Source organism: Paenisporosarcina sp. NPDC076907, assembly GCF_050269735.1.
Classification (GTDB): domain Bacteria; phylum Bacillota; class Bacilli; order Bacillales_A; family Planococcaceae; genus Paenisporosarcina.
Window position 1 is genome coordinate 229,137 of sequence record NZ_JBNNIX010000003.1, and the last position, 24,991, is coordinate 254,127.

Genomic DNA, 24,991 nt, shown 5'->3' on the forward strand with positions numbered 1-24,991 from the left:
CACTCCTACATATTATTGATTACGAACATAATACCGCCTTGGATCAAACCAATAAGTCCACCAAGTAATGCACCAAGCACTGTAATCATTTTAAATTCTTTTCTGGAGATACCTAAAACTAAATCTTCAAGACGTTCCACAGGGAAAGAATCAACTTGCTCTTCTACCATCTCTTCTAATTTCAAACGTTGAATCGTTTCTTCAAGCTTAATTTCACCTTGAGCAAATATAAAATCAGTCATTTTGGGTGTCAGGTTATGGGCTGTCCAGTCAGCACCTTCCGGCCAGTACGATTGTAACGTAGCATCCAGACGTTTTTCAAGTGCCAACTCTTGTTTTACATACGATTTCACGACCGCTATGACAGGCTGTAAATCAAATCCACCAATCAATTCATTTAATGGACGATCTTTTAATTTCTCCCATTCACCTCGTATTACATTGGCAAGAAGTTCAAATGTGCCAGGTGCGTGAAGGAATTTTTGTATTTCTGGTTGAACCCGATCTACGATAGTAGAAGACTCTCCCATAAACATTTGAATCATATTACCGAATGTACCTTTCGAAGAAAGAAAATCGTCAATTAATCTTTTAACCGTTTTACGTCCTTCTTCTGAAGCAAAGTAGGCTTCCCCTTTTGCAATCATATACGATACAATTTCGGGAATGCGTTCGTCAGCTTGTTGTTGCCATTGTTTTGGCGCAATTTCCTTCACTGTTTTTAATGCAAATCGAGATTCAAGAGATTCGATTTGTTCGTCAATCACGGAATCGATCTTATCTTCGACAAGTGATGGAATGTTTTCAATCCCTGCTTTAGTTAGCCACTGCTGTAGAGTCAGGTTTGATTCAAACAAATGTTTCGTCAGTTGACCTTGAATCCACAATTCTGCTTTTCTTCTCATCTCATCTGAGAAGAATCGTCTTTTAAAGGTTTCTGGCGTCAATAAATGTTCTACGACTGTCCGGCCTAGTTGTTTGGCTAGTTCATCCCGGCGCTTTGGAATAAGCCCAGGCGTAAATGGCACGCGCCATTTGCCGATATATTTCGCTTCATGAGGGCGAAAAAGCATTTTAATTGCAAGATGATTCGTATATCCTCCGATTAATGCGCCAATAAATGCCATGAAAAGTAATGTCCATATAAAGTTCAAGTTGTTCACCTTTTTCTGTCAATCTGCCTTTTATTATAACAGACAAAGGCAGATTGATAAAAATGTGAACCACTCACTCATTTACAATGCATTGTAAATCGTTGAAAATCTAATCGCGTGTTCCATTTCGTCATGCATGGCAATGAAAAAGGGATTGTAGGCTTCGGGTATGGGAACGGTAAGCAGCATTTCTTTATAAAAATCGGTCCCAGCCAACTCGTTTTCAAGCGACTCTTTTGCAGCTTGCTTCAGATTAGTTGCTGGTTTTGGTTTAGGGGGATTTTGTACAAATTCACCGGTCAGCATATAATGGAGTTGTTGGAACATTTCATAATGACTTTTTTCGTCTTCCATTGCATGCTTAATAAATGATTGCCAATAGGGATCATTCGTCAGCTTCAACATGGATTTATAAAAATAAAAATCACGATACTCGTCTTCTATGGCTTGTTTTAATTGTTCATTAAACAATAGGCCACTCCTTTACGCCTTTTTTCTAGCGTATGCGGGTGTGTCTCTACCTATGAAAGGAGCACAATCATGCTACAACATTTTAGCTTCAAACCAATGTTTGAAAATAAACAATTACCTGGCTGGACATTTTCTTTCTTCTACAAGCAAGCCCGTTACTCTGGAGAATACTTACCAGATGGATCAATTGAATGGACAAATGGTTCTCATCCCCCTGAAGAAGAAACCGTCAAAAAAATGATTCATGAACTGATGCTATTTCATGTGTACGACTAAGTTAATTACATAAATTATTTCATACATAAAAATAGCTGGAAACGCCTTTGTATCGCGTTTCCAGCTATTTATCATTTATCTGCTCTTCACCAACATGCTAACAGCTTCCTGTATGGCAGTTTCAGTGGATGTACCTTTTTCGTTCGCTTCAATAATACAGTGTTCCAAATTTTTTGCGACAATTAATCCAAGCGTCCGATCCGATGCAGAACGTACAGCGGAAAGCTGGGTTACCACTTCACGGCAGTCTTTTCCTTCTTCCATCATTCTGATGACGCCTCGCACTTGTCCTTCAAGTCGTTTTAATCGATTTATCATGGTTTTGTCATAATGCAAGTCCGTCTCACTCCTCACTGGTGTATCTTCTTTCATCTACGATAGCCGATTTAGCAAGAAAAATCCATTACAATATCTGCTTCCTTCTTCCAAAAGCTATATAAAAATAACTGGAAGAAAGAATATATAAAAATCCGGTAATAGAAAAGGCATAAGCATAGCCCCAATATGAACCATATGTGGTCACTAACCAGGCAGATACTGGCCCCATGACAGCCCAACCAATATTAAATACCATTTGGTTAACTGAATTTGCCAGCCCTTTATATTTATCATGGACGACTTCCATCGCAATAGCGCTTTGAATAGGATTACCTGCATTCATCAAAGCCTGCCTCATCAAGAACCCAGCTGATGCCAGCCATACTGACGTTGTAAAAGCTGTTAAGAATAAAAACGGCAAAGAACCTAATTGAAATAGTACCAGTGCATTTACTTTACCAACTTTTTTGACCAACATCGGTCCGATTAACATCGCAACGGCTGTCATTGCCGAACCGAGGGAAAGTACCAAACCGATAAATGCAGAAGAAGCATCAAAACGATTGGCAAAATACAAATTTAAATAAGGAATAACAAGACCCGAGCCGATACCTATCAATAATTGCGCAATGGCAAACAATACAATAATCCGTACATTTATTTTAAAGCCACTGTCCTGTTCCGGAAGATTTATCGCTGCCTCTACTTTTGCATCTTCAGAAACCGTTTCTGGTTTTAACTTCAACAAAGGTACAATCCCAATTGTAAATATAATTGCTCCAGCCAAAAGAGCCCATCGTATTGCGTCGACTGCATTCATTCCAAAGCCAAATTCGAGCACATCTGCCAACACGCCCCCACCAAAACTCCCGATTACACTTGCAACTGTTACTACCGAAAAGTGAATACTGAATAAGTGCATACGCTCAGAGGCTTTCGAGTTTTCAGCTAAAAACGGAACGCCAGACACCTGCACAATGGCCATAAATAGTCCGGTAAAGAATGCTGCGATGACAATTGGTTCTTCACTTACAACAACACTTCGGTAAAATAATGTAATTGCAGTCAGCAATGTACCTACCGCAATGCTCCATTTCCTCCCAACACGATCACTTAAAAAGCCCGCAGGAATCAGTACAATAGCGGTAGCTAAAGACATATATGAGATAACTTTTCCGTTTACTACTTCGGACAATCCGAGTTCCTTTATATATAAATTGTACATGACCATAAAAACACCCATGCCTATTTGAATCAACACATTCGCAAGCATGAATATCCTTATGTTTCGATTAAAGCCCGTAATTTTCATTTTCCATTCAGTTACCCAGTTGATCATGATTCTTATATCCCCTTACCCCTTTGTTTCGCCTCTCTAAATATAAGACTTTCGTGATAAAGTTGCAATGCCCAGAAAAGCGTAATGCGCCACTCTAGCCTGACACCGGCGCTGGAAGGTTCGATACGAAAGCCTCTTTCGTAGGAGAGACTGAAGCTTAGGGAGCTAGACACCAAGAAAAGCGTAATGCGCCACTCTTGCCTGACACCACGAAATACGCAACTGGTAAAGAAAGCCCCACTTCGAAGCTTGTTTCGAAACCTCTTTTCGAATGAATAAGCTCAAAAAAAGGGAGTGCCCCTTAACCCACTTGCGGGTTAAGAGCCACTCCAGATTGTAAGCGATACATTTGTTCATAGCGTCCACCTAGGGTTACTAATTCATCATGTGTCCCTTGTTCAACAATTGCTCCTCGATCCAATACTAAAATGCGATCTGCATTTTTAATAGTAGAAAGTCGATGCGCAATAATGAAAGTCGTACGTCCTTTTTTCAGTACTTCCATGGCATGCTGAATGATTTCTTCCGTTTCTGTATCAATGTTGGAAGTTGCCTCATCCAAAATTAATATAGCCGGATCAAATGCCAATGCACGAGCGAAGGAAATTAATTGACGCTGTCCTGAAGAAAGCGTGCTTCCTTTTTCAATGACTGGTTCATCAATTCCGTTAGGCAAATGCTTCAGTACCCGCTCTCCACCAACCGCATCGAGAGAAGCGATCACTTTTTCACGGGAAATTCTTGCATCACCCAGACTGACGTTGGATTCAATGGTGCCTGTAAATAAATATGGATCTTGCAAAACGATTCCCATATGGTCACGCACAGTTTGTCGTGATAAGTCCTGAATATTCGTTCCGTCGATTGTGATGGCGCCTTTGGATACATCGTAAAAACGGAATAATAAGTTCATAATAGAACTTTTCCCGGATCCGGTATGACCAACTAATGCTACCGTCTCCCCTTGTTTAGCTTCAAATGAAATATTTTTCAGTACATACTCTTCATCCTTATAAGCAAACCACACGTCATCGAAACGGACATTGCCTCGATAACGGGCAATTTTTTCGTCGCTAACTTCTTCTCCAGAGCGATCTAGTAATCGGAAAACACGTTCAGCTGCTACAAGTGCTTGTTCTAATTTAGCTAACTGATTCACAACACCCGTCACTGGGTTAAACAGTCGCGTAATGTAATCAACAAAAGCATATAACACACCTACTGAAATTGCGGAGGTTGCATTCAAAGACGCCCCGCCGAAATACCAAATGAATAATACAAATGTAATGGAGCGTATTGCACCAACCAAGTTATGGGAAGTTCCCGCATCCAAGTACAGCAGTTTATTTTGATATTTGTAATGTTCACGATTCATCACTTCGAACTCTTCCTGCATTTGTTCTTCACGACGAAATGCTTGAATAATCGTCATACCTTGAATGGATTCATTAATCATCGCGTTCATGTCACTTACTTTTGCACGGACGATGTGGTTATATTTCGATGCATATTTTCGGTACATGACCATCCATACAAACAAAATAGGTAAAACAAATAATGCGATGGAAGCCATTTTCCAATCTAGGAAGAACAGCGCCACATAAATTCCAGTAATGTACATCGCACTTGACGCAAATTGAGAAAGCACCGTTACATACAATTCCCGTATTGCTTCCGTATCATTTGTGATACGAGCAACTACTTTACCAGCCGGCAAGTTATCAAAGTAACGAATCGGCAATGTTTGAATGTGTTGGTACACATCATTTCGCATTTTTTGAATGACACGATTTGCGGCTTTTTGAAGCAATAAATATTCTCCATAACGGAAAATTGCAGCCACGACTGTTAGTGCAAAAAATACACTAAGCAGCATCAGGATCGGTTCAAAATCAATGGAGCCTGCGGTTGTATCGGCAATATGTTCGTCAATAATTTTTTTGGCAATCAATGGACCTGCCAAATCGGCTGCAACGGCAACCGTCAGCATGGCGATTCCCATGATTAATAGTTTTTTATAATGAAGGGCGTAAAGCCATAATCTTTTTCCTGTACTCATGATGACACCTCCTCAATTTGCTGACGGTCGAACTGTTCTTTGTACCAGCCCTCATTCTTCAGCAAATCTTCATGTGTACCTTCTTCAATTATTACGCCATCGTCCAATACTACAATCCAGTCTGCATGTTGAATGGCTGATAAACGATGTGTTGTAATAATCGTTGTTTTTCCATGTCGTTCCTGTTGAATATTTTCAATAATCCGCGCTTCTGTTTTCGCATCTACAGCAGATAATGAATCATCCAATAATAAGATTTCAGGATTTTTAATGAGTGCACGGGCAATCGAGATTCGTTGTTTCTGACCGCCAGATAAAGCTACTCCTTTTTCACCAACGAGCGTTTCCAATCCTTGCGGCAATAACTGCAAATCTTTTTGGAAATGAGATAAACGAATGGCAGTCTCAATGTCTTCTTCCGTACCTTCCGGATGACCGAACAGAATATTTTCTCTGACAGTCCGTGAGAATAACACATGATCTTGCGGAACATAGCCAATCCAATTGCGAACCTGGTCTTTTGTTTGTTCTTCAATTGGGATGCCGGCTAATGAAATCGTTCCTTCTCCAGCTGGATATTCACGCAGTAACTGCTTGATCAATGTCGTCTTTCCACTTCCTGTTTTCCCGACAATTCCAAGCGTCTGCCCTTGCTCCAATTGCAAGTTGATATCGCTTAAATTCACCGACGAAGATTGTGGATATTGGAATTTAACTTTGTTGAATCCGATGTGTCCCGGTTGAGATACTGTCACTGGATGAGAAGCATCTTTGACATCTTCTTCATAATCGAGCGTTTCTTGAACACGATCAAGAGAAGCGTTCCCTCGTTGCATGACATTAATCAATTCCCCGATTGCAAACATTGGCCAAATAATCATTCCCAGGTACACGTTGAATGATACCAAGTCCCCCAGTGTAATTTGCTGTTGTGAAACGAGGTACGCACCGTAACCTAACCCGATCATGTAACTGACTCCGGTCAATACTTTAGTGATGGGATTGAACAATGCATCAATTTTTTCAACTTCCATGTTTTTCGAATAGACATCTTCCGTCATATCAGCGAATTGTTTTTCTGATGCACGTTCTTGCACGTAGGCTCGAATCACTCGAACCCCCGCTACTGCTTCTAGTACGCCATCATTCATATCGCCAAACGCATCTTGCGCCTTCATATATTTCTCGTGGATGCGCTTGCCGAGAATTTGCATGATGATTGCCAAGATAGGCAGTGGAAGAAGTGCTACTAATGTCAATTTCCAACTAACGAGAATTCCCATCGTCACTAAAATCGTAAGCATATAAAGGGATGAGTCAATCAATGTTAAGATACCGAATCCTGCTGTTGTGGAAACTGCCTTTAAATCATTTGTCGCTCTCGCCATCAAATCCCCTGTACGGTTCTTCTCATAAAACGAAGGTGTCATACGTAAAAATTGTTTCATCAAGCGGCTACGCAATTGTTTTTCAATCACATAAGCTCCGCCAAATAGTTGGTATTGCCACACAAAGTTACTTAAGTAATTGAGAACCGTTACACCTAGTAAAGCGAGTAAGAAAGTCAACAATAACTGTGATGTTAATGTTTGTTGATAAATGGCATCAATGGATTCCCCTAATAACCAAGGGGGCACAACTTCAATTACATTCGTTACCATCAACAATGAAATCGCGATTGTGTATCGTTTCCAGTTTTCTGCAAAAAACCATTTAAGTTTAAATAATACTGAGAACATTTAATTTCCTTCTTTCTTTTTCAGGATGGGCTTACACTAGCCACCTTCTAGAGATTCCTTGATTAAAATTTGTTTCTGTAGCTGAATGTTCATCTTCAGCACTCCTTTTCATAGTTTTTTTTGCTTTCAACCTCAGACAGGACTTTCATGGTCTTCGGCATTTCTCTATTTGAAACAGCAACGCTGTAACAACCAAAATTTGGTAGTAAATAAACACAAAAAAGCACACGCCCTGTTTCCAGATGCGTGTGCGCATGAAAATAGGTTCAGGTGTCCACACCTGTTCCATGATTAATTAAAAATCAAAGAGAAATGACTGGCAGGTACGGACGAACTATGTAGTTTGTAGCAATTTCAAATCTGATGATCATGACACGTACCTCCTTTTCTCATAGGTTATTTACTTATTAAGATTATCATGACATTTTTTTGATTGTCAATACATTTAGAAAAAAATTATTATTCTGTTAATAACTTGAGTTTAGGCATATTTAGGTAGGGTATTTAAATGATAACAAACCATACACAAATAGAATGGAGCGATTAATCATGGAAGAAAGAAAGAATATCGAAGTTCGACGTGAGGAAAAAACGGATAATGGACTAGTTGGTGCCACATTTATTAAATATGCTGCCTATTTAATTATCTTTTTCGCAGTAGTATGGCTTCTCATAAATTACGTATTCCCTATGTTCAGCTAAGAAAGGAGTTCACATCTATGTTTAACAAAATGATTGTAGGATACGATGGTTCGGAAGGAAGTCGAGCAGCTCTTGCAAAAGCCGTAGACTTAATGGAATATAAACCAAATACCAAGTTGTTAATAGCTTATGTCAATGATGATGTGGTAGGTGGAGATATCGCCTATTCGAGCCAGGCCTTGGGTTCTGCTCCAATCTTGACAGACATGACGACAGTCCCTCCTGTACCACCGAATTCTGATTCGCCTCGACAATTGGCGGTTGAATATGCAAATCAAATGACGGAGTCCATACAGGTTCAACTCGACAACCATAATGTGCATGGTCAGATTGTCGCAGTCGACGGTCATCCAGCAAAAGCATTATCGGATTTGGCGGAAAGAGAACAGGCAGATGCCATTATCGTTGGAAATAGCGGGAAATCTGGTTTCCAAAAATTTTTCGTAGGTTCTGTAAGCGAAAAAATTGTGAAAGATTCTCCATGCTCTGTCATAGTAGTCAAATAACGTAAACGCGCTCCCATTTCAGACGGAGCGCGTTTTTATTTCGATTTTAAAGTGTTATCACGTATACTGAAAAGAACTATCAGATAAGTAAGGTGTGAGAAAAATGGCGCGTCAAAGAAAAATGGATGAAGCAGAAATGCTAAGAGAAACTGAAAAGCTATTACTTGAACGTGGGTATGAAGGCTTTTCTTTTAAGGCATTGTCCGCAAACTTAGATATCGCGCGTAGCACCATTTATGAATATTACAGTCATAAAGACGATCTCATAACGGACTATATGTATATTCTGGTCAAAAAAGTAATGGATGAAATGGAAATAATCGCATCTAGAACGACTGGATTGGAAACAATGAAAGAGTGGCTGAAAACATTCATGACGTACGATCAAGTACATCACATGATCAGCATGAGAGGCCAACTCGATCAATCGGAATCTGAAATTGCCAGAAATCGCTTAAAACAAATGGACGGACTGCACGGCAAAATGTTTTTTATGTTGTCCAATCAAGTAAATAAAGCTAAAGAGTTAGGCGAAGTCCGTAAAGATTTACCTAACGAGTTAGTTGCGTCGTTCTTTTTCCATTCCATTTTGGCACGACCGGCAAAGGATGAAAATATTCAAGGCTGGGCGGACATGCTGAATGACATCATTGAAAATGGGGTCAAACCTCGTAAGGAGTCGTGACAAAGATGAAAATTGCTGTCCTTTTACGGAACGATCTACGGCTCCACGATCACCCTGCCCTCTCCCAAGCACAATTAGATGGTGAAGTTTTGCCAATCTATGTGCTGGAAGATAATCTTGGAGCAGCATTCAAATATTGGACTCATCGAAATTTGCTAACATTACAAACGTCTATACGTGAAATTGGTGGTGAACTTTATGTTTCCAGTTCTCCATTACCTGAAACTGTTCGTTCCCTTCGTGAAGAAATGGGTATTGAAGCGGTGTATTACAATCGCTCTTACCATCCTAATCAACGACAGAGAGATGAGGATTTTGCCAAGCAGTTGTTTGATGAGGGACTAAATGTGAAAACTTTTGAAGGTACCATGCTTTTGCCACCATGGGAATCGGTCAAAGATAATGGAGAACCTTATAAAGTTTTTACTCCTTTTTATAAACAGTTCCGGACAAAATCCGTTCCCCTAGTAGTTCCTCGATTCAGAGATGCTGTATTTATGGGGCTTCCCTCAAGTGTGAAGTGTATATCTGCAGATATTCAAACATTGCAGCTAGTCCCTGAAATTAAATGGACCGATGGGATTGATGCAACTTGGACACCAGGCGAAGACGCAGCGATTGAATTGGTCAAAAAATTTATTGACGAAGATATTGCCGCATACAAAATCAAAAGAGACTTCCCTTCTTTGCCTGGTACTTCACGAATTTCCCCGTACCTGGCTGTCGGTGCATTATCGGTGCGAAGCGTTTATCATTATGCGTTGAAAATGAAACCTGATGTCAGTGAAGCCTTTATTCGTCAGTTGATATGGCGTGAATTTGCTTATCAAATGCTCGTGCATTATCCTTCAACAGCAAGACAACCACTGAATGAAAATTTTCTGAAATTCCCTTGGTTGAACAATGAAGAGCATTTCGAAAAATGGTGTCGTGGCCAGACCGGCATACCTTTGATCGATGCAGGGATGCGTGAACTTTGGGAAACCGGATATATTCATAATCGTGTACGTATGAATGTGGCAAGTTATTTAACGAAGCACTTGTTGGTTGATTTCACAAAAGGCATGTCATGGTTCTGGGATACTCTCATTGATTCAGACATTGCAAATAATATCTTCGGTTGGCAATGGGCCTCTGGCAGCGGAGCGGATGCGGCACCTTACTTCCGTATTTTCAATCCTTATCTTCAAAGCGCAAAATTCGATAGCGAAGCTGTCTACATCAGAAAATGGATTCCCGAGCTTAAGGGTCTTTCTAACAAAGATATCATCCAACCAGAGCAAGCTTCTGAGGAAGCGCTTGAAAAAGCAGGTGTTGTACTCGGTGAAACTTATCCATATCCAATCGTGACCCATAAAGCAGGACGAGCCAGAGCTTTGCTTGCATATGATGAGATAAAAAATAAGGACAAATAATTCTCCTTAACGAAGATGTTTTTGTTTAAAGCAAAAAAAAAGTAGGGCTACCGATTGATACAGGGGTAGCCCTACTTTTTTGCTTTAAACAAGACAAACTTATAAAATACTAATATTCCTTATATGGTACATTCAGCTGTAATAACTTTTGGTATATTTTACTTTGAGCTTCAGCATTTACTATTCCAGAAACTAAAAATTCAAAGGTATATCCATCATTAAACTCAAATATATACTTTTCATCTCGGTCTAATTCTTCGTCATACATCTCGTGTGAAACACTCGCAAGTTCTTCCCAATTGTATAATGCATTAGATCCCAAGACGGGATTATATTCAATAAAGTCCTGATGTAAATAGACGTAATTTTGAACACCTTGACTGAAAATTAAGATGAAGCCAATTAACACGATTATGCCAGTAATCGAATTAAACAGAACTGATCGTGAAAAATACATGACACAAAGCAACACAATAACAACTAAAAATGCTAAAGCATACAACACCATACTGGTACTCAAAGGAATAAAAACTATTTTGTCACGAGAGTTAGATAATGTTAAGGAAACAATCATAGGAGTAATTAAAATGACAATTGGTGCTATGACCAATAAAAGCAGAGCGAAAATCCAATATAAACTTTTGCGTTCATAATCCATTGCAATAAATACCCCCTCATTAACTTCATTTTACCACAATTTCTAGAAAAATTTGTAAAAATAAGAGGGCTGTTCATTTTCAATGCTATTACAAATAAACATTCGTGAAAAGAGGGTTATTGCTTACCGGAAAGCGTGCCTGTTTATATATCCGCTTCAGAACGCGCTTCGAAACATGTATTAATATGAAGAGGGCTGCCCTAAAGTCATAATTAATGACTATTAGGACAGCCCCTTTTATTTTATCTTTCAATCAACACTGCACGGACGGGACTACCATCTGCGCCTTCAATTTTTAAGGGCAGCGCAATTAATTGATAGGTATCTTCTCTAACTTCATCCAATACAAGCCCTTCTAATATATAGCGACCTGCAGTTCCTAAAGCGTGATGCATCGGTAAGTCTTTACTTGTAATTGCATCCACTGAAGGCAAATCGACTCCAAATAAAATGACTCCGTTCTCAACCATCCACTCCACAACATCGACATCAAAGGCTGGAATTTCTGCCGGAAAGACATCTCTTTGCTGCCAGGCATTAGTTCGGAAAAGTACAGCTTTTGCTTCTCCAATGGTTAATCCATTCAATACTTCTTTCGATATGAATTCTCTTTCGCTCACATCAACTACAATCGCCTCGACGATATAATTTTTCAATGGTAGTTCATGAACTTTTTCCCCATTTTCATCAAAATGAAAAGGAGCATCAATATGGGTACCGATATGCGTACTCGTCGTAATTTGTCCGACGTTTACCGAACCACTCTGTTCCTTTGTCCAGTTAACATGGAATTGAAAAGGCGTATCTCCTGGCCATTCAGCTACGTTCTTATTCAGTAACATCGAAATGTCATGTATTTTCATTTAGGCCACCACGTTTCGTTCATTTGAAAACGTTTTGTATGTCTCTTCAACCATAATCGTTTTTAAGCGTTGAACCATTTCCCATACATCTTCAAAACTCGAATAAAAACTGATTGGCGCTAGTCGGATAATATCAGGTGCTCTGAAATCAGGAACGACATTCGCTTCTTTTAATGCCTTACAAATTCGAGCAGCTTCCGGATGAGCTAAAGCAATATGGCCACCTCTGGATTCGTCTGCAAGCGGCGTCACGTCAACAAAATCAAATGACCCTACTTCCGCTTGGATCAAATCTCTTAAATATTTGGTTAATGCAAGTGATTTTGATCGGACAGCGTCCATCCCTGCATCTTCAAAAAGCTCAACACTACCGCTAAGAGGAGCAGTGCTGAATAAATTAGGGGTCCCGATTTGATAAGCTCCCGCTCCATTTGCTTTTGTGAAGTCATGGGACATATCAAATTGTTTCGTTTTATCAGAACCAAACCAGCCCGCAAGACCAGGTAGCTCGTGATGATGACGTTCGTGAATATAAAGCCCCCCTGTTCCACCAGGACCACTGTTCATGTATTTATAATGGCACCATATCGCAAAATCCACTTGATCGTTATGTAATTGGTGAGGCACGGAGCCGATTGAATGTGCTAAATCAAAGCCCACCAAGATTCCTTTTGTATGCGCCATTTCTGTTATACGTTTCAAGTCCAATAATTGACCGCTTCGATATAATACAGATGGCAACATTAAAATAGCAACATCATCCGTCAGCATTTCTTCAATTGCCTCTAGTGTCAATGTATACCCATCTTCACTTTTCACTTTACGCATTGATACCGCTGGATCCAGTCCACGTAATTTCAAATGGCTTTCAACCGCATAAATATCAGAAGGGAAATTCAGTTCGTCTACGACAATGACAGACTTTTCAGGTGTGGGATGGAACAAAGTTGAAAGCATTTGGTGAATGTTCACGGTAATGGATCCAGTCACCATCACTTCATTTCCGTTTGCACCGACTATTTTGGCCACGCGTTCACTCAGCTTTTCTGAATAGGTAAACCAAGGATCTTCTCCTTCCGTCCACCCATCAATCCCTCTTTCACGCCAGCTTGCTATCAATTTTTCCAGCGTTGCTTCTGAGCGCTTAGACATGAGCCCCAAAGAGTTTCCATCCATATATAGTTGATTCTCAGGTAAGTAGAATTCATTTTTAAAATTGCGCATTCTATCCTTCTGATCCATTTCTTTTGCATATTGCAAAGTCGTATCCAAAGCCATCTCTCCCTTTTATCCAAACATAGCAAAGCTCAAAGCACCTAAAATTGCGGTAATGATGACGACAATCCAAGGTGACAGTTTATAAAATACTAACAGAGTAAAGGAAATTAACACAATGACAAAATCTATCGGGTCATGCACCGCACTTGTAAAGACTGGGTCATATAAAGCAGCCAGTAATATTCCCACTACAGCTGCATTTACACCTTTTAATGCCGCTTGAATTCTTGGTTTCGTACGAATGACGGCCCAAAACGGCAACGTCCCCACCACAAGTAAGAAAGATGGTAAGAACATGGCAACTACGGCAATCGCCGCTCCAGAAAAGCTTCCCATTATTTGTCCCAAGTAACCAGCTAACGTAAACAATGGACCTGGTACCGCTTGTGCTGCACCATAACCCGCTATGAAAGCTTCCGAAGACATCCAACCGGCTGGTACTACTTCCCTTTCAAGCATAGGTAAAACAACATGACCTCCGCCGAACACGATCGAGCCGACTCGATAGAATATATCGAAAATCGCATACCAGACAGCTTGTACAAATGGTCTGAAAACAGGCAATAGAATCAATAAGCTAAAGAACAGAATCCATGCGATAATTCCTGTCTTCTTGCCGAAAGTCAATGGCATTTCCACGGCATCTGGGGCTTTTTCATTTTTGTAATACATGACTCCAAAAATACCAGCCAATAGGATAATCAGAATCTGACCCCACGCCGTCGGAATCAATAATGTTACGGCGGCTCCAATCATGGCGACGGTCAATCTCGGTCGATCCGGTGTTAACGTTTTGCCCATCCCCATCAATGCATGTGCAACAACAGCGACAGCAACGATTTTCAATCCTTGAATCCAACCACTTTCAAATGATCCTGTTTGCATGATGATCCAGGCGAAGGCCATCAATATTAAAACCGAAGGAAGTGTAAAACCAATCCATGACAAAATACCACCGAATAATCCTCCCCGTAGCATACCGATTGATATCCCTACTTGTGAACTCGCGGGACCAGGAAGGAATTGACATAAGGCAACTAAATCAGCATACAACTTGTCGTCGAGCCATTTTCTCTTTTGCACGTATTCATCTCTAAAATAACCGATATGTGCTGCCGGCCCTCCAAAGGAAGTTAACCCAAGCTTGGTTGAAGCGGACAGGATTTCAAGGTAACGACCTCTCTTTGCTTTTCCCATTATTTATTCACTCCCCCGTCATATAAGTGTCTTCTATTAGGATACAAAAAGAAGGAAACCGTTGAAAGGAATATTGCGTATAGAAAGTAATATTTGTTTTTTATACGCGAGTAAATTATTATTATAGGTATTAACTATTTTTTAGAAAACAGGAGGTGTACACTTTGTTCTCCCCCTCATTCGGGTCTGGAACAAAGGAATTCTTTGGACATAGCCATACGATTGACAGCATTTGCTGTCTTAATCGCCTTTACGGCATTCTTCGTTGCAAGTGAGTTTGCTATTGTAAAAGTGAGATCTACCCGCATCGATCAATTGATTGCGGAAGGAAATAAACGTGCTATAGCTTCAAAACGTGTTATTTCAAATTTAGATGAATATTTATCAGCCTGTCAGCTAGGTATTACAATGACCGCTTTAGGTCTCGGTTTACTTGGTGAACCTACTGTCGAGCTATTATTACATCCACTATTTGAGCGTTTCGAGCTAAGCGATAGCATGTCGAATATCCTTTCTTACGGAATTGCGTTCTCATTCGTAACATTTTTGCACGTAGTTGTCGGTGAATTGGCACCGAAAACGTTAGCCATTCAAAAAGCGGAACAAGTTGCCTTGTTTACAGCGAAACCATTGATTTGGTTCTACCGCATCATGTATCCAATTATTAAATTCTTGAATGGTTCCGCTCGAGCACTTACAGGCTTATTTGGCTTAAAGCCAGCATCTGAATCAGAACTGGCACATACGGAAGAAGAGCTTCGTATGATTCTATCGGATAGCTTGAAAAGCGGCGAGATTAACCAATCTGAATATAAGTTTGTAAACAAGATTTTTGAATTTGACGATCGGATTGCCAAAGAAATTATGGCGCCCCGTACCGAGATGAGCACCATTGATAAAGATACAACTCTTCGCCAGGTGTTCGACCAAGTAAACGTGGAACAATACACGCGTTATCCTGTTACAGATGGCGATAAAGATCACGTAATCGGACTTGTTAATATGAAGAACTTATTGACTGCATATATTAAAGATACGGAAAATATCAATCGCCCGGTCATTGATTATATGCAACCTATTATTCGTGTCATAGAAACAATTCCAATTGGTGAATTGTTATTGAAGATCCAACGCGAACGTATCCATATGGCCGTATTGATGGATGAATACGGCGGAACATCCGGACTCGTGACAATCGAAGATATTCTGGAAGAAATTGTCGGAGATATCCGGGATGAGTTTGATAATGATGAATTGCCTGAAGTTCAAAAACTGGGAGATCATCATTATATACTGGATGCCAAAATCTTAATTGAAAATGTCAACGATATTCTCGGCATCGACATTGATGAAGAAGATATCGATACAATCGGTGGATGGTTCCTTACTAAACATTTTGAAGCCATTAAAGGTGAAAAAATAATTGAACAAGGATACGAGTTCACGATTAAAGATATGGAAGGTCATCACATACTGTATCTTGAAGTCATTAAATTAACTAAAAAAGAAATCGAAGAAATGATTGAAGAAAAATTAGAAAGAAACGACTCTCACTAAGAGGGTCGTTTTCTTATGTGTGAAAGTTTTGCAAGGAGGAAACAATTTGGAGCTATATACACATTTACGCGAAGGGGAAAAAGGTGCTTGGATAAGCATCGGTACCTATTTAATTCTGAGCGCGATAAAATTGACGATCGGATATATCGGTACTTCAGAAGCATTAAAAGCAGATGGTCTCAATAATTCAACGGACATCGCTGCTTCCATTGCCGTTCTAATTGGACTTCGAATTTCACAAAAGCCCCCGGATCAAAATCATCATTATGGTCATCTTCGTGCCGAAACAGTCGCTTCCCTTGTCGCCTCCTTTATTATGGCTGCTGTCGGATTACAAGTATTAATCAATGCAGGCAAAAACCTGTTTCACCCGGTCCACGAAACACCATCCCTATTGACGGCATTTGTTGCCGCTGGAAGTGCCATCGTGATGTATGTCGTGTATCGATACAATTTAAAGTTGGCTAACCGAATCAATAGCTCCGCTGTTCGAGCGGCTGCGTATGATAACCGTTCAGATGCTCTCGTCAGTATTGGAACAACCATCGGGATATTAGCTGCTATTTTCGGTTTACCTATACTGGATTCGATAACGGCCATTTTGGTTGGCCTTTTAATTATGAAAACGGCTTATGATATATTCAATGAAGCCGTACATACACTGACTGATGGTTTTAATGAAGATGAGGTAGAAACACTTTCAGTGCTCGTTCGAAAAGTACACGGTGTCATTCACTTAGAGGATTTCAAAGGACGCATGCATGGAAATCTGATGTTAGTCGATTTAACTGTTACAGTTGATCCATTATTAAATGTAGTGGAGAGTCATCGCATCACAGAAGAAATAGAAAAGAAAATACATTTAGTAAAACCTTTTTGTATGGTACTAGTTCACATTGAACCTCACATCGAATCAGTTAAACAATAAAATGAAAACAAAATACGCCAACTTAGCGGTTTTAAGTGAATTGGGTTGTATATAAAAAACGGCAGGGACGACCACTTCGCTTTCCGTGGACTTGTCTTCAGCCACGTCCGGGGGTCTTCAGCTCAAGCTATTCCCACAGGAGTCTTCGTGGCCGGCCCTGCCCTTCCTTAAACAATAAAAAACAAGCCACGGTTTTACCTTTTTAACATCTACTATCGTCTGACATGTTTAATCAATTCTTTATTAACATGAGATGTAGCCTATAGTCAAAATCAATTTTATGATTAAGTTGTAATAAAAAAACGGCAGGAACGTTTCCATTGCTTTTAATCGAAGGACGAATACCCGCTGTCTATCCATATAAACAAAATAAAACCGCCATCTCGGCGGTTTTTTTATCATGTATTATTCTGATTCTTCTTCCATTTCCTCTTCTACATCTTCATCCATGTTATCTTGATCTTCGCCGTCACCACATGCACCCAATAATCCTACTGTAAGGAATGCTGCAGCTCCAATTTTCCACCATTTTTGACCGGCAATTGAATTATTCATCATTTCAAATTCCTCCAATTTTTAAGGTAATGTGATTTTTTCTAACTTATTAGTAAGATACCCATTCAATGCCGTTAATTAAACATGCCAAATGTTTTTTTCAGAATAGGGCAAAATTTCTCAAATATATGATTGACTTCTTGAATATGATTTTGTTATGGTTAAAATATTAAAACGAAAGCAGGTGAGGTATTATGGCAAATTCAATTAAGAATGTAAAAATGCGAATCGGCATGTTCCAGGTATCTCATCACACGTATGCTTTCTAACAAGTAGAACGTTTCTTTTGTGATGTGTATGAACCGTGACTGCCTTTTCGCAGCCACGGTTTTTCTAATTCTTAAGAAAATATAAATGGACTTAAGCGCATCTGGCGCATTCCAATTTTCTTATACACACAAATCAGGAGGAATACACATTGAAAACAGAAAACACAATGAAAACAATAAAAAAATTCGGTTGGAACGACACTTGGGAAACGAAATGGACTGACCAATCGTCGAATGAGAAATTGCAAGCTTGCGTTATAGGTCGCGTATTACTGGAACATAAACATATGTACAGAGTGGTAACAGATGAAGGCGAATGGCTAGCTTCCCTATCAGGCAGTTTCAAACATCAGGCACAGGAACGTCGTGACTATCCAGCTGTCGGTGATTGGGTTGCGGTAGAAAAAATGCCCGGAGAAGAAAAAGGGATTATTCGAAACATCCTACCAAGAACATCTATTTTTTCCCGAAAAGTAGCGGGAGATACAACGGTTGAACAAATTGTTGCCGTTAACGTGGATATCGTCTTTCTCGTCATGTCATTAAACCTGGACTTTAACCTTCGTCGATTGGAACGATATTTGGTTGCTGCCTGGGATTCAGGTGCCAATCCTGTCATCGTCTTAACGAAAAAAGATGTCTGTGATGATCCTCAATCTTATGTTGATCACGCGGAATCAATTGCCTTTGGAGTTCAGATTCATGTCGTGAGCAGTGTTACTGGTGAAGGCATTGACGAGCTCCAGGACTTACTAAAAGACGGAAAAACCGCTGCTTTGCTAGGTTCGTCAGGTGTTGGTAAATCTTCTTTGACCAATGCGCTCTGCGGTGAAAATGTCATGGTTGTTCAAGAAATTCGAGAAGATGATGACAAAGGACGCCATACGACCACACATAGAGAACTATTCCGAATGCCTGGAGGCGGTTTGTTGATTGACACTCCAGGTATGCGCGAGTTTCAAATGTGGGATAACAGTGAAAGTCTTGATACAGGGTTCCAGGACGTAGAACAATTCGCTAGCGCTTGTCGTTTCACTGATTGCCAGCACGATGGGCAACCCGGTTGTGCAGTACAGGAAGCACTCGATAATGGGGCACTGACAAGGGAACGCTTTGCAAGTTATGAAAAATTAAAACGTGAACTTGCCTACATGGAACGAAAAGCAGATGCTGCCGCCCAAAAAGCGGAACGCGGAAAATGGAAACAAATTACGAAAGATATGCGAAAAAGACCTGCTAAAAAAAGATAACAAATATGGCCAGCCTTTATTTCGAAGGTTGGCTTTTCTATATGAGATAAATCTTGATGATTTTTAACGTTGGAGGCACATACATGATTTCACAAGCGCTCGTTTTACATGGAAACCAAGTATTAATGGTGAAACAATATGTACAAAGAGGAGATATCGTTTGGAATTATCCAGGCGGGGGAATCGATGAAAATGAAACTCCTGAAGAAGCCTGCATTAGGGAAGTAAAGGAAGAAACAGGATACGATGTGGAAATAATAAAATTGATTTTTAAATCAACCAATAAGTTTACTTACGTTGCAAAGGTTATTGGCGGTGAACTTTTTCTTGATACGAATAATGAATGCAATGAGGATATTATAGATGTTTCTTGGGTGTTAATTGATGAAGAGGATATGTTCGATACATATACAGCCCCTTTATTAAAAATGCTACTTGATGAACTCGAATAAATTTTCACTAACTACAGTCTTAAATGAAAAAACCGCCTCCATTATAGGAATGCGGTTTTTGTCATGATTAAGTAATTTGATGTGCTTTAATTTCTTGACCGATTCGTGCGTACATTTTCAATTCCTCGATTAAGCCATCAACTTGTTCAGCGGCTTCTTTTACAAGTCCATCATGCTCATAGTCGAATGTACTTGGGTCAAGCACCAATTGACGGGGAATCGCATTGGCATAAACGCCTCGCATTACTGTCCGCATATTATTCAAGCAATTGATTCCACCTTTACCTCCACCAGCTATGGCAAGTAAGCCGACTGGTTTATGTAGAAACTGTGTGCTGCCCAGGAAATCCAATGCATTTTTCAACGCACCACTCATGGCACTATGATATTCAGGTGATAACAGCAACACCGCATCTGCTTCGAGCACCGCTTGACGTAAAGATTTCACAACCGGCTCATTAGCTTGTTCTTCTTCTCCAGAGTACATCGGCATTTCCATTACGCTCAAATCCATTGTATGGAATCCATAAGTACGTTCGATAAATCGCGCGACAATGGCGGTTCGACCATGTTTTCGTGGTCCTCCACTAATAACTAAAATTTTCATATCTATTCTCTCCTTTTACAATCCGCTCGGTTCAGTTAGCCCGTGTTTTACTGCATAAAGGGCAGCTTGCGTGCGGTCTTGTACGTGTAATTTTGAAAAAATATTGGATATATGGGTTTTGACTGTCTTTTCTGTGACAAACAATGAAGAAGCGATCTCTCTATTGCTTTTCCCTTTTGTCAGCTCAGATAAAACATCTTGCTCTCTTGGTGTCAAAGGATATAACCTGTGTGGGGGTTCAATTTGCGGTTCTCTATTTTTCATGAGTTCAGAAGTGGCACGTGGATGTAATGTATTTTCTCCACGCATCAATTTGCGAATAGATTCCACCAAGTCGTCAGGCTCAATATCTTTCAATTGATAGCCAGCTGCCCCAGCTTCAATCGCAGGAATGACGTGATCACGATCTGAAAAACTCGTCAGCATTAACACTTCCGTCTGTGGATGCTGTTCTTTGATTTTTTTCGTAGCTTGAATGCCATCCATAATTGGCATGACTAAATCCATTAACACAATGTCCGGTCTGAGGCTCGCTGTCATATCCACAGCCTCCTGCCCATTTGTTGCTTCCCCGATAACATCCATATCTTTTTGTGTCTTTAAGAAAAATAATAAGCCGCGTCGAACCACATGGTGATCATCCGCAATCAGCACTCTTATCAAGCAGACTTCCTCCTTAATATGGCAAACGGATCAAAAGTTCCGTTCCTTTTTCAATTTCACTGACCCAATCTACCGAACCTCCAGCTGCCTGGGCACGATCTTTCATGCTCTGTAATCCGATAGAAGGGATTCGTACATTCGTATCCATTTGAAATCCGCATCCTTCATCTTTTAAGACGAGTAACATATCCGTAGGTGTCACGGAGATGAATAATTCCGCTTCCTGTACCCCCGCATGTTTTCGGACATTATTTAATCCTTCCTGTGCGATGCGGAACAGCGTTTCTTCAATGCGTGAGGGTAGATTTATTACGCCGGTTACATTTACTTTCAATGTTAGTCCCAGCATTTCTGCATAGCCCTTTATGCCTTCGACCAAACCGGTTTCCAGACCCTTAGGACGTAATTGCCAAATAAGTGCACGCATTTCAGTCAATGCTTCCTGCGTCAAATGCTGGATTTCACGAAACGTTTCTTTCACTTCGGTTTGCTCCGCCATGACGCTTCCGCCTCGCGCCGTTAAAGTTACTGAAAACAACAGCTGATTCACTGAATCGTGTAAGTCACGCGCCAAGCGATTACGTTCTTGAACCAAGGCCATTTCCTGTTCTTGTTTTGTCAGCACGATGCGTTTGATTGCTGATCCCATTTGAAAAGCTACCGACTCTAGTAATGCCAGTTCATCATCTGTAAACCCGACCGTATGTGGTGAAGCAACGTTCAGCAAACCGAATCTTTCCTGACCGGATTGCAATGGTACAGTTGCATGATGGGTAATGCCTCCATGATCTCCTACTTTCGCATCGATGGCACTTTCAATTCGCTGACACTCAATCATGTTGGTTGCTTTTTTTAGTTCCCCATTGCGAAACTTGGAGACACACCAACAGCCACCTTTTTGCAGGTGTCGGCAACTATCGTGTTCCAGAGCATTTGGAAGATTTTCATGTACAATTAATTGATGTTTTCCTTTTTTATTAATAAAGAAAATCCATCCTGTTTCAAACTGCGTACCAGCTAAAAATTTTCGTAATGCGCCCTGCAGCATCGGTGTCATTTCAGTTTCTTCATTTAACAATTCAGCTATCTCTTTGAGTAAACCGATATTTGAATGTTCATTTGATTGCATACAGTCGCCTCCGTCATACCTTCATTATATCTCTTATCATACCATCCGTTTTCATGCATTGGCATGAAGATAGGTTCATACTTTTGACTGAAAACGGTTAATCTTGTAGCGTTCTCCACAAATAAAATGTGGCATAGGCGCGCCAACCACGCCAATGTTCAGCCCATCTTTCGATTTCTTCTAAACTCGGTTTTTGAGATTCATTGCGCACTTTTTTTAGAGCATTGTGTAATCCTACATCCGCTAAAGGAAAAGCATCTGGATGTCTGAAACAACGCATAATCACATAATTGGCTGACCATTTCCCTATGCCACGGATGGCTATTAATTTGGCTTCCATTTCAATTAATGACAAATCGATAAACTGTTCTTTAAGTAATTGACCTGAAGCCATGAGTTCGGCAACACCAATGACATATTCTGCTTTTCGCTGAGTAAAAGAAAGAGAGCGCAAATCCTCCACTGACAAAGAGGCGATTCTCTCTGGTGAAGGAAATAGCCAATACGTAATTCCAGCATGACAAATAGATTCACCATATGTCGTTACGAACTTTTGTTTTAAGGCATAGGCCACGTGCAAACTAATTTGCTGACCCATAATCGACCAACAAAGTGCTTCAAATAAGTCCTCAACACCAATAATTCGTAGCCCTTTATAGGCGGAAACTACGCCATTTAATATTTCATCATCTCCAGCTAGTGAATAAAAAGGTTGTAAGTCTCTAGATAGATCAAACCATTCCTCCACATATGCAGCAGATGCCTCTGTCACACGGTCACTGACAATACTTAATTGCGGGAATGTAACCACAAGCTCACTATGTATGAACGATACTTGAATCAATATAATTTCTTGACCTATTCGAATCGCTTTTAATACCGAGTTAATTTCTCTATCGACGTGGTGCAATATTTCTCTTTCATTGCGTCCTAAGTACAACAGCAAATCGTTCCAATTGACATCCTCTACTGATTTTCTCATTTCATTTCCTTGTCGTTTCCACATATACTTTCCCCCTATCAACAAAACCCCATTAGCTTTTTACGCTAATAGGGTCTTCCATTACAGGCCGAAACGCTGGTCCATTTCTGCTGTGAATTGAGTTTTGATACGTTCAAGTTTTTCTTTACTGTCAGCTTCAGTAGAACCTGTCACACCAATGTAGTATTTGATTTTCGGTTCCGTACCACTTGGTCTAACACAAACCCAAGAACCATCTGCTAGGAAGTATTTCAATACGTCCGCTTGAGGCAAAATAAGCTTTTCATCTTTGCGACCATCAACGAAACTGCGTGTTTGCGTCAAATAATCTTCCTGCGATGAAATCGCAATGCCTGCTACTTCTTTCAAAGGTTGATCTCGCAAGCTGGTTAGCAGATTTTTGATTTCACGCGCTCCATCTGCACCTTTTTTCGTCACTGATACTAACCCTTCAAAATAATAGCCATGTCTTTCAAACAAATCGTGCAGAACGTCAAGCAGTGATTTCCCTTGCATTTTGTAAAAAGCGGCTGCTTCAGTGATAGCTAGGACGGTTTGAATCGCGTCTTTGTCTCGTGCAAAAGGTTTAATTAAGTAGCCATAACTTTCCTCGTAGCCAAACAGGAATGTAAACTCATTCGATTCATTATATTGCTGAATTTTTTCCCCAATGAATTTGAATCCGGTCAACACATCTTCTGTCGATGAACCATGGAATTCTGCAATCACTCGCCCAAGATCCGAAGTCACAATGGTTTTGAATACTCGTCCATTTGCCGGCATGTTTCCTGCTTCTTTTAATTGCGTCAATAAATATTCAATTAAAATGGCACCTGTTTGATTTCCTGTCAATAATAAGTAGCTGTCACCATCTCGAACGGCCACACCTACACGGTCTCCATCTGGATCAGCCGTGACCAATAAATCCGCTGATGTCGCTTTACCTTGCGCCATAGCCATTTCAAATGCACTGGCTTCTTCCGGGTTCGGTGACTTTAAGGTTGGGAATTCGCCATTCGGCTCCATTTGCTCCTCGACGAAAGTAAAGTTTTCGTAACCCGCACGTTTCATCAAACTGCGAATTGTCGAGCCCGATGCACCGTGAAGAGGAGAAAAAACAACCGTTAAATCATTTTTCCCAGTCAGGTCCTGATGGTGTTGAATCGATGTAACATTTTCAAGATAAGTCTCGTCCAGTTCATGTCCAGCGAATTGAATCAATCCGTTTTGTTTTAAAAGTTCAACGTTGCCCGCTTCGACTGCCAGCTCATCGCCTACTTGCTGAACAAAAGAAATCACAGCTTCAGCATCTGCCAAATTGAGCTGCGCTCCGTCTTCTCCATAAACTTTGTAGCCATTATATTCAGGAGGATTATGACTTGCAGTTACCACAATTCCCATATAAGCTCCCAGTTCCCTTACACTGAACGACAGTTGTGGGGTCGTCCGGGGCTCTTCATATAAATAGGCTTGAATTCCATTTTTGGCAAAAGTACTTGCCGCTTCTAAAGCAAACTCCGGAGATTTTCTGCGACTGTCATAGGCAATGACAATTCCTTTTTTCATTGCTTCTGCGCCCGCTGCTTTTACGTAATCAGCAACCCCTTGGGAAGCTTTACGTACTGTGTATGTATTCATACGGTTTGTGCCGGCACCAATTTCACCACGCATACCGCCTGTCCCAAATTCCAAATCTTTATAAAAGGCGTCCTCAAGACGTTTTTCATCCTGGGCCATTGCAGAAAGTTGTTCTTTCAGCTCAGGCTCCAATTGATCAAAGGCATGCCATTTTTCGGCAGTTTGTTGATAACTCAAATCTATTCCCCCATTAGAACTGTTAATTTTACTATAAAATGATAGCCATGCTTCAAGCGCCAGCTCGCGTGCACTTCAGAATTTGAAAGGCGAAACATCCGCCTTTCAATCTTCCTGCGCTAGT

25 protein-coding genes are annotated in these 24,991 nt (G+C 40.4%); 9 read left to right on the plus strand and 16 right to left on the minus strand.

The genetic code is table 11. The features are described from left to right. Nucleotides 1-5 precede the first annotated feature (5 nt). Nucleotides 6-1,154: a DUF445 domain-containing protein gene (locus tag ACQKEV_RS12725; RefSeq protein WP_427446607.1), complete on the minus strand. Its 1,149-nt coding sequence runs from the start codon at nt 1,152-1,154 to the stop codon at nt 6-8. Nucleotides 1,155-1,235: 81 nt separating this feature from the next. Continuing rightward, entirely contained in the window at nt 1,236-1,625 is a 390-nt protein-coding gene (locus tag ACQKEV_RS12730) for a ferritin-like domain-containing protein (RefSeq protein WP_427446608.1), read from the minus strand. Between the two features lie 69 nt (nt 1,626-1,694). Here ACQKEV_RS12730 and ACQKEV_RS12735 point away from each other — a divergent pair, with 69 nt between their 5' ends. Then, nucleotides 1,695-1,901 carry a YheE family protein gene (locus tag ACQKEV_RS12735; RefSeq protein ID WP_427446610.1) on the plus strand — a complete coding sequence of 69 codons (207 nt, stop codon included), beginning with the start codon at nt 1,695-1,697 and terminating at the stop codon, nt 1,899-1,901. A 75-nt stretch (nt 1,902-1,976) separates the two neighbouring features. Here ACQKEV_RS12735 and ACQKEV_RS12740 read toward each other — a convergent pair whose 3' ends face one another. The 4 genes from ACQKEV_RS12740 to ACQKEV_RS12755 form a co-directional block, all read right to left on the minus strand. Then, nucleotides 1,977-2,219, minus strand: coding sequence for a metal-sensitive transcriptional regulator (locus tag ACQKEV_RS12740; RefSeq protein ID WP_427457926.1), 243 nt, complete (start codon nt 2,217-2,219; stop codon nt 1,977-1,979). Between the two features lie 85 nt (nt 2,220-2,304). Continuing rightward, nucleotides 2,305-3,558 carry an MFS transporter gene (locus ACQKEV_RS12745; RefSeq protein ID WP_427446614.1) on the minus strand — a complete coding sequence of 418 codons (1,254 nt, stop codon included), beginning with the start codon at nt 3,556-3,558 and terminating at the stop codon, nt 2,305-2,307. Between the two features lie 301 nt (nt 3,559-3,859). Then, nucleotides 3,860-5,617, minus strand: a complete 1,758-nt coding sequence (locus ACQKEV_RS12750; RefSeq protein WP_427446616.1) for an ABC transporter ATP-binding protein — start codon at nt 5,615-5,617, stop codon at nt 3,860-3,862. Further along, nucleotides 5,614-7,356 carry an ABC transporter ATP-binding protein gene (locus ACQKEV_RS12755; RefSeq protein ID WP_427446618.1) on the minus strand — a complete coding sequence of 581 codons (1,743 nt, stop codon included), beginning with the start codon at nt 7,354-7,356 and terminating at the stop codon, nt 5,614-5,616. Before ACQKEV_RS12755 ends, ACQKEV_RS12750 begins: the two co-directional genes overlap by 4 nt. A 549-nt stretch (nt 7,357-7,905) precedes the next feature. Between ACQKEV_RS12755 and ACQKEV_RS12760 the strand changes: the two genes are divergently transcribed. The 4 genes from ACQKEV_RS12760 (at nt 7,906) to ACQKEV_RS12775 (ending at nt 10,664) form a co-directional block, all read left to right on the plus strand. Then, nucleotides 7,906-8,058 carry a hypothetical protein gene (locus ACQKEV_RS12760; protein ID WP_427446619.1) on the plus strand — a complete coding sequence of 51 codons (153 nt, stop codon included), beginning with the start codon at nt 7,906-7,908 and terminating at the stop codon, nt 8,056-8,058. A gap of 17 nt (nt 8,059-8,075) precedes the next feature. Continuing rightward, entirely contained in the window at nt 8,076-8,564 is a 489-nt protein-coding gene (locus ACQKEV_RS12765) for a universal stress protein (protein WP_427446621.1), read from the plus strand. Between the two features lie 103 nt (nt 8,565-8,667). After that, complete coding sequence (locus tag ACQKEV_RS12770; protein ID WP_427446622.1) at nt 8,668-9,249, plus strand: TetR/AcrR family transcriptional regulator; 582 nt, start codon at nt 8,668-8,670, stop codon at nt 9,247-9,249. Nucleotides 9,250-9,254: 5 nt separating this feature from the next. Continuing rightward, nucleotides 9,255-10,664: a cryptochrome/photolyase family protein gene (locus ACQKEV_RS12775; RefSeq protein WP_427446623.1), complete on the plus strand. Its 1,410-nt coding sequence runs from the start codon at nt 9,255-9,257 to the stop codon at nt 10,662-10,664. A 109-nt stretch (nt 10,665-10,773) separates the two neighbouring features. Here ACQKEV_RS12775 and ACQKEV_RS12780 read toward each other — a convergent pair whose 3' ends face one another. The 4 genes from ACQKEV_RS12780 to ACQKEV_RS12795 form a co-directional block, all read right to left on the minus strand. Beyond that, entirely contained in the window at nt 10,774-11,322 is a 549-nt protein-coding gene (locus ACQKEV_RS12780) for a hypothetical protein (protein ID WP_427446625.1), read from the minus strand. A 242-nt stretch (nt 11,323-11,564) separates the two neighbouring features. Continuing rightward, nucleotides 11,565-12,185 (minus strand): arylformamidase, encoded by a 621-nt coding sequence (kynB, locus tag ACQKEV_RS12785; RefSeq protein ID WP_427446626.1) that lies wholly within the window; start codon nt 12,183-12,185, stop codon nt 11,565-11,567. Then, the gene (gene kynU, locus ACQKEV_RS12790; RefSeq protein ID WP_427446627.1) at nt 12,186-13,457 is read right to left on the minus strand and encodes a kynureninase; all 1,272 of its coding nucleotides are present in this window, start codon (nt 13,455-13,457) and stop codon (nt 12,186-12,188) included. It abuts the gene before it with no gap. A gap of 15 nt (nt 13,458-13,472) precedes the next feature. After that, nucleotides 13,473-14,660 carry a chromate transporter gene (locus tag ACQKEV_RS12795; RefSeq protein WP_427446629.1) on the minus strand — a complete coding sequence of 396 codons (1,188 nt, stop codon included), beginning with the start codon at nt 14,658-14,660 and terminating at the stop codon, nt 13,473-13,475. Nucleotides 14,661-14,864: 204 nt separating this feature from the next. Between ACQKEV_RS12795 and ACQKEV_RS12800 the strand changes: the two genes are divergently transcribed. Next, the gene (locus ACQKEV_RS12800) at nt 14,865-16,217 is read left to right on the plus strand and encodes a hemolysin family protein (protein ID WP_427446630.1); all 1,353 of its coding nucleotides are present in this window, start codon (nt 14,865-14,867) and stop codon (nt 16,215-16,217) included. A 46-nt stretch (nt 16,218-16,263) separates the two neighbouring features. Continuing rightward, nucleotides 16,264-17,145, plus strand: coding sequence for a cation diffusion facilitator family transporter (locus tag ACQKEV_RS12805; RefSeq protein ID WP_427446631.1), 882 nt, complete (start codon nt 16,264-16,266; stop codon nt 17,143-17,145). A 405-nt stretch (nt 17,146-17,550) separates the two neighbouring features. Here ACQKEV_RS12805 and ACQKEV_RS12810 read toward each other — a convergent pair whose 3' ends face one another. Further along, nucleotides 17,551-17,703: a hypothetical protein gene (locus ACQKEV_RS12810; RefSeq protein ID WP_427446633.1), complete on the minus strand. Its 153-nt coding sequence runs from the start codon at nt 17,701-17,703 to the stop codon at nt 17,551-17,553. A gap of 433 nt (nt 17,704-18,136) precedes the next feature. Between ACQKEV_RS12810 and rsgA the strand changes: the two genes are divergently transcribed. Next, complete coding sequence (gene rsgA / locus ACQKEV_RS12815) at nt 18,137-19,219, plus strand: ribosome small subunit-dependent GTPase A (RefSeq protein WP_427446675.1); 1,083 nt, start codon at nt 18,137-18,139, stop codon at nt 19,217-19,219. A gap of 83 nt (nt 19,220-19,302) precedes the next feature. Beyond that, nucleotides 19,303-19,671 (plus strand): NUDIX hydrolase, encoded by a 369-nt coding sequence (locus tag ACQKEV_RS12820; protein ID WP_427446635.1) that lies wholly within the window; start codon nt 19,303-19,305, stop codon nt 19,669-19,671. A 67-nt stretch (nt 19,672-19,738) separates the two neighbouring features. On the opposite strand, the gene ACQKEV_RS12825 is transcribed toward ACQKEV_RS12820, so the two are convergent. The 5 genes from ACQKEV_RS12825 to ACQKEV_RS12845 form a co-directional block, all read right to left on the minus strand. Beyond that, the gene (locus ACQKEV_RS12825; protein WP_427446637.1) at nt 19,739-20,278 is read right to left on the minus strand and encodes an NADPH-dependent FMN reductase; all 540 of its coding nucleotides are present in this window, start codon (nt 20,276-20,278) and stop codon (nt 19,739-19,741) included. Between the two features lie 15 nt (nt 20,279-20,293). Continuing rightward, nucleotides 20,294-20,941, minus strand: a complete 648-nt coding sequence (locus tag ACQKEV_RS12830; protein ID WP_427446639.1) for a response regulator — start codon at nt 20,939-20,941, stop codon at nt 20,294-20,296. Between the two features lie 13 nt (nt 20,942-20,954). Continuing rightward, nucleotides 20,955-22,070, minus strand: a complete 1,116-nt coding sequence (locus ACQKEV_RS12835; RefSeq protein WP_427446641.1) for a GAF domain-containing sensor histidine kinase — start codon at nt 22,068-22,070, stop codon at nt 20,955-20,957. A 97-nt stretch (nt 22,071-22,167) separates the two neighbouring features. Further along, on the minus strand, nt 22,168-23,097 hold the full coding sequence (locus ACQKEV_RS12840; protein ID WP_427446643.1) for a DNA-3-methyladenine glycosylase family protein: 930 nt from the start codon (nt 23,095-23,097) through the stop codon (nt 22,168-22,170). 36 nt (nt 23,098-23,133) lie between these two features. After that, complete coding sequence (locus ACQKEV_RS12845) at nt 23,134-24,867, minus strand: phospho-sugar mutase (protein ID WP_427446644.1); 1,734 nt, start codon at nt 24,865-24,867, stop codon at nt 23,134-23,136. Nucleotides 24,868-24,991 lie beyond the last annotated feature (124 nt).

Excerpts from the sequence above, each read along its gene's own strand:
- ACQKEV_RS12825 (WP_427446637.1), bottom strand. The coding sequence starts at position 20,278 with ATGAAAATTTTAGTTATTAGTGGAGGACCACGAAAACATGGTCGAACC.
- ACQKEV_RS12745 (WP_427446614.1), bottom strand. The coding sequence starts at position 3,558 with ATGATCAACTGGGTAACTGAATGGAAAATGAAAATTACGGGCTTTAAT.
- ACQKEV_RS12820 (WP_427446635.1), top strand. The coding sequence starts at position 19,303 with ATGATTTCACAAGCGCTCGTTTTACATGGAAACCAAGTATTAATGGTG.
- ACQKEV_RS12775 (WP_427446623.1), top strand. The coding sequence starts at position 9,255 with ATGAAAATTGCTGTCCTTTTACGGAACGATCTACGGCTCCACGATCAC.
- ACQKEV_RS12770 (WP_427446622.1), top strand. The coding sequence starts at position 8,668 with ATGGCGCGTCAAAGAAAAATGGATGAAGCAGAAATGCTAAGAGAAACT.
- ACQKEV_RS12760 (WP_427446619.1), top strand. The coding sequence starts at position 7,906 with ATGGAAGAAAGAAAGAATATCGAAGTTCGACGTGAGGAAAAAACGGAT.
- ACQKEV_RS12795 (WP_427446629.1), bottom strand. The coding sequence starts at position 14,660 with ATGGGAAAAGCAAAGAGAGGTCGTTACCTTGAAATCCTGTCCGCTTCA.
- ACQKEV_RS12765 (WP_427446621.1), top strand. The coding sequence starts at position 8,076 with ATGTTTAACAAAATGATTGTAGGATACGATGGTTCGGAAGGAAGTCGA.
- ACQKEV_RS12735 (WP_427446610.1), top strand. The coding sequence starts at position 1,695 with ATGCTACAACATTTTAGCTTCAAACCAATGTTTGAAAATAAACAATTA.
- ACQKEV_RS12835 (WP_427446641.1), bottom strand. The coding sequence starts at position 22,070 with ATGCAATCAAATGAACATTCAAATATCGGTTTACTCAAAGAGATAGCT.
- kynB (WP_427446626.1), bottom strand. The coding sequence starts at position 12,185 with ATGAAAATACATGACATTTCGATGTTACTGAATAAGAACGTAGCTGAA.
- ACQKEV_RS12755 (WP_427446618.1), bottom strand. The coding sequence starts at position 7,356 with ATGTTCTCAGTATTATTTAAACTTAAATGGTTTTTTGCAGAAAACTGG.
- ACQKEV_RS12810 (WP_427446633.1), bottom strand. The coding sequence starts at position 17,703 with ATGATGAATAATTCAATTGCCGGTCAAAAATGGTGGAAAATTGGAGCT.
- rsgA (WP_427446675.1), top strand. The coding sequence starts at position 18,137 with ATGAAAACAATAAAAAAATTCGGTTGGAACGACACTTGGGAAACGAAA.
- ACQKEV_RS12750 (WP_427446616.1), bottom strand. The coding sequence starts at position 5,617 with ATGAGTACAGGAAAAAGATTATGGCTTTACGCCCTTCATTATAAAAAA.
- ACQKEV_RS12740 (WP_427457926.1), bottom strand. The coding sequence starts at position 2,219 with ATGATAAATCGATTAAAACGACTTGAAGGACAAGTGCGAGGCGTCATC.
- ACQKEV_RS12780 (WP_427446625.1), bottom strand. The coding sequence starts at position 11,322 with ATGGATTATGAACGCAAAAGTTTATATTGGATTTTCGCTCTGCTTTTA.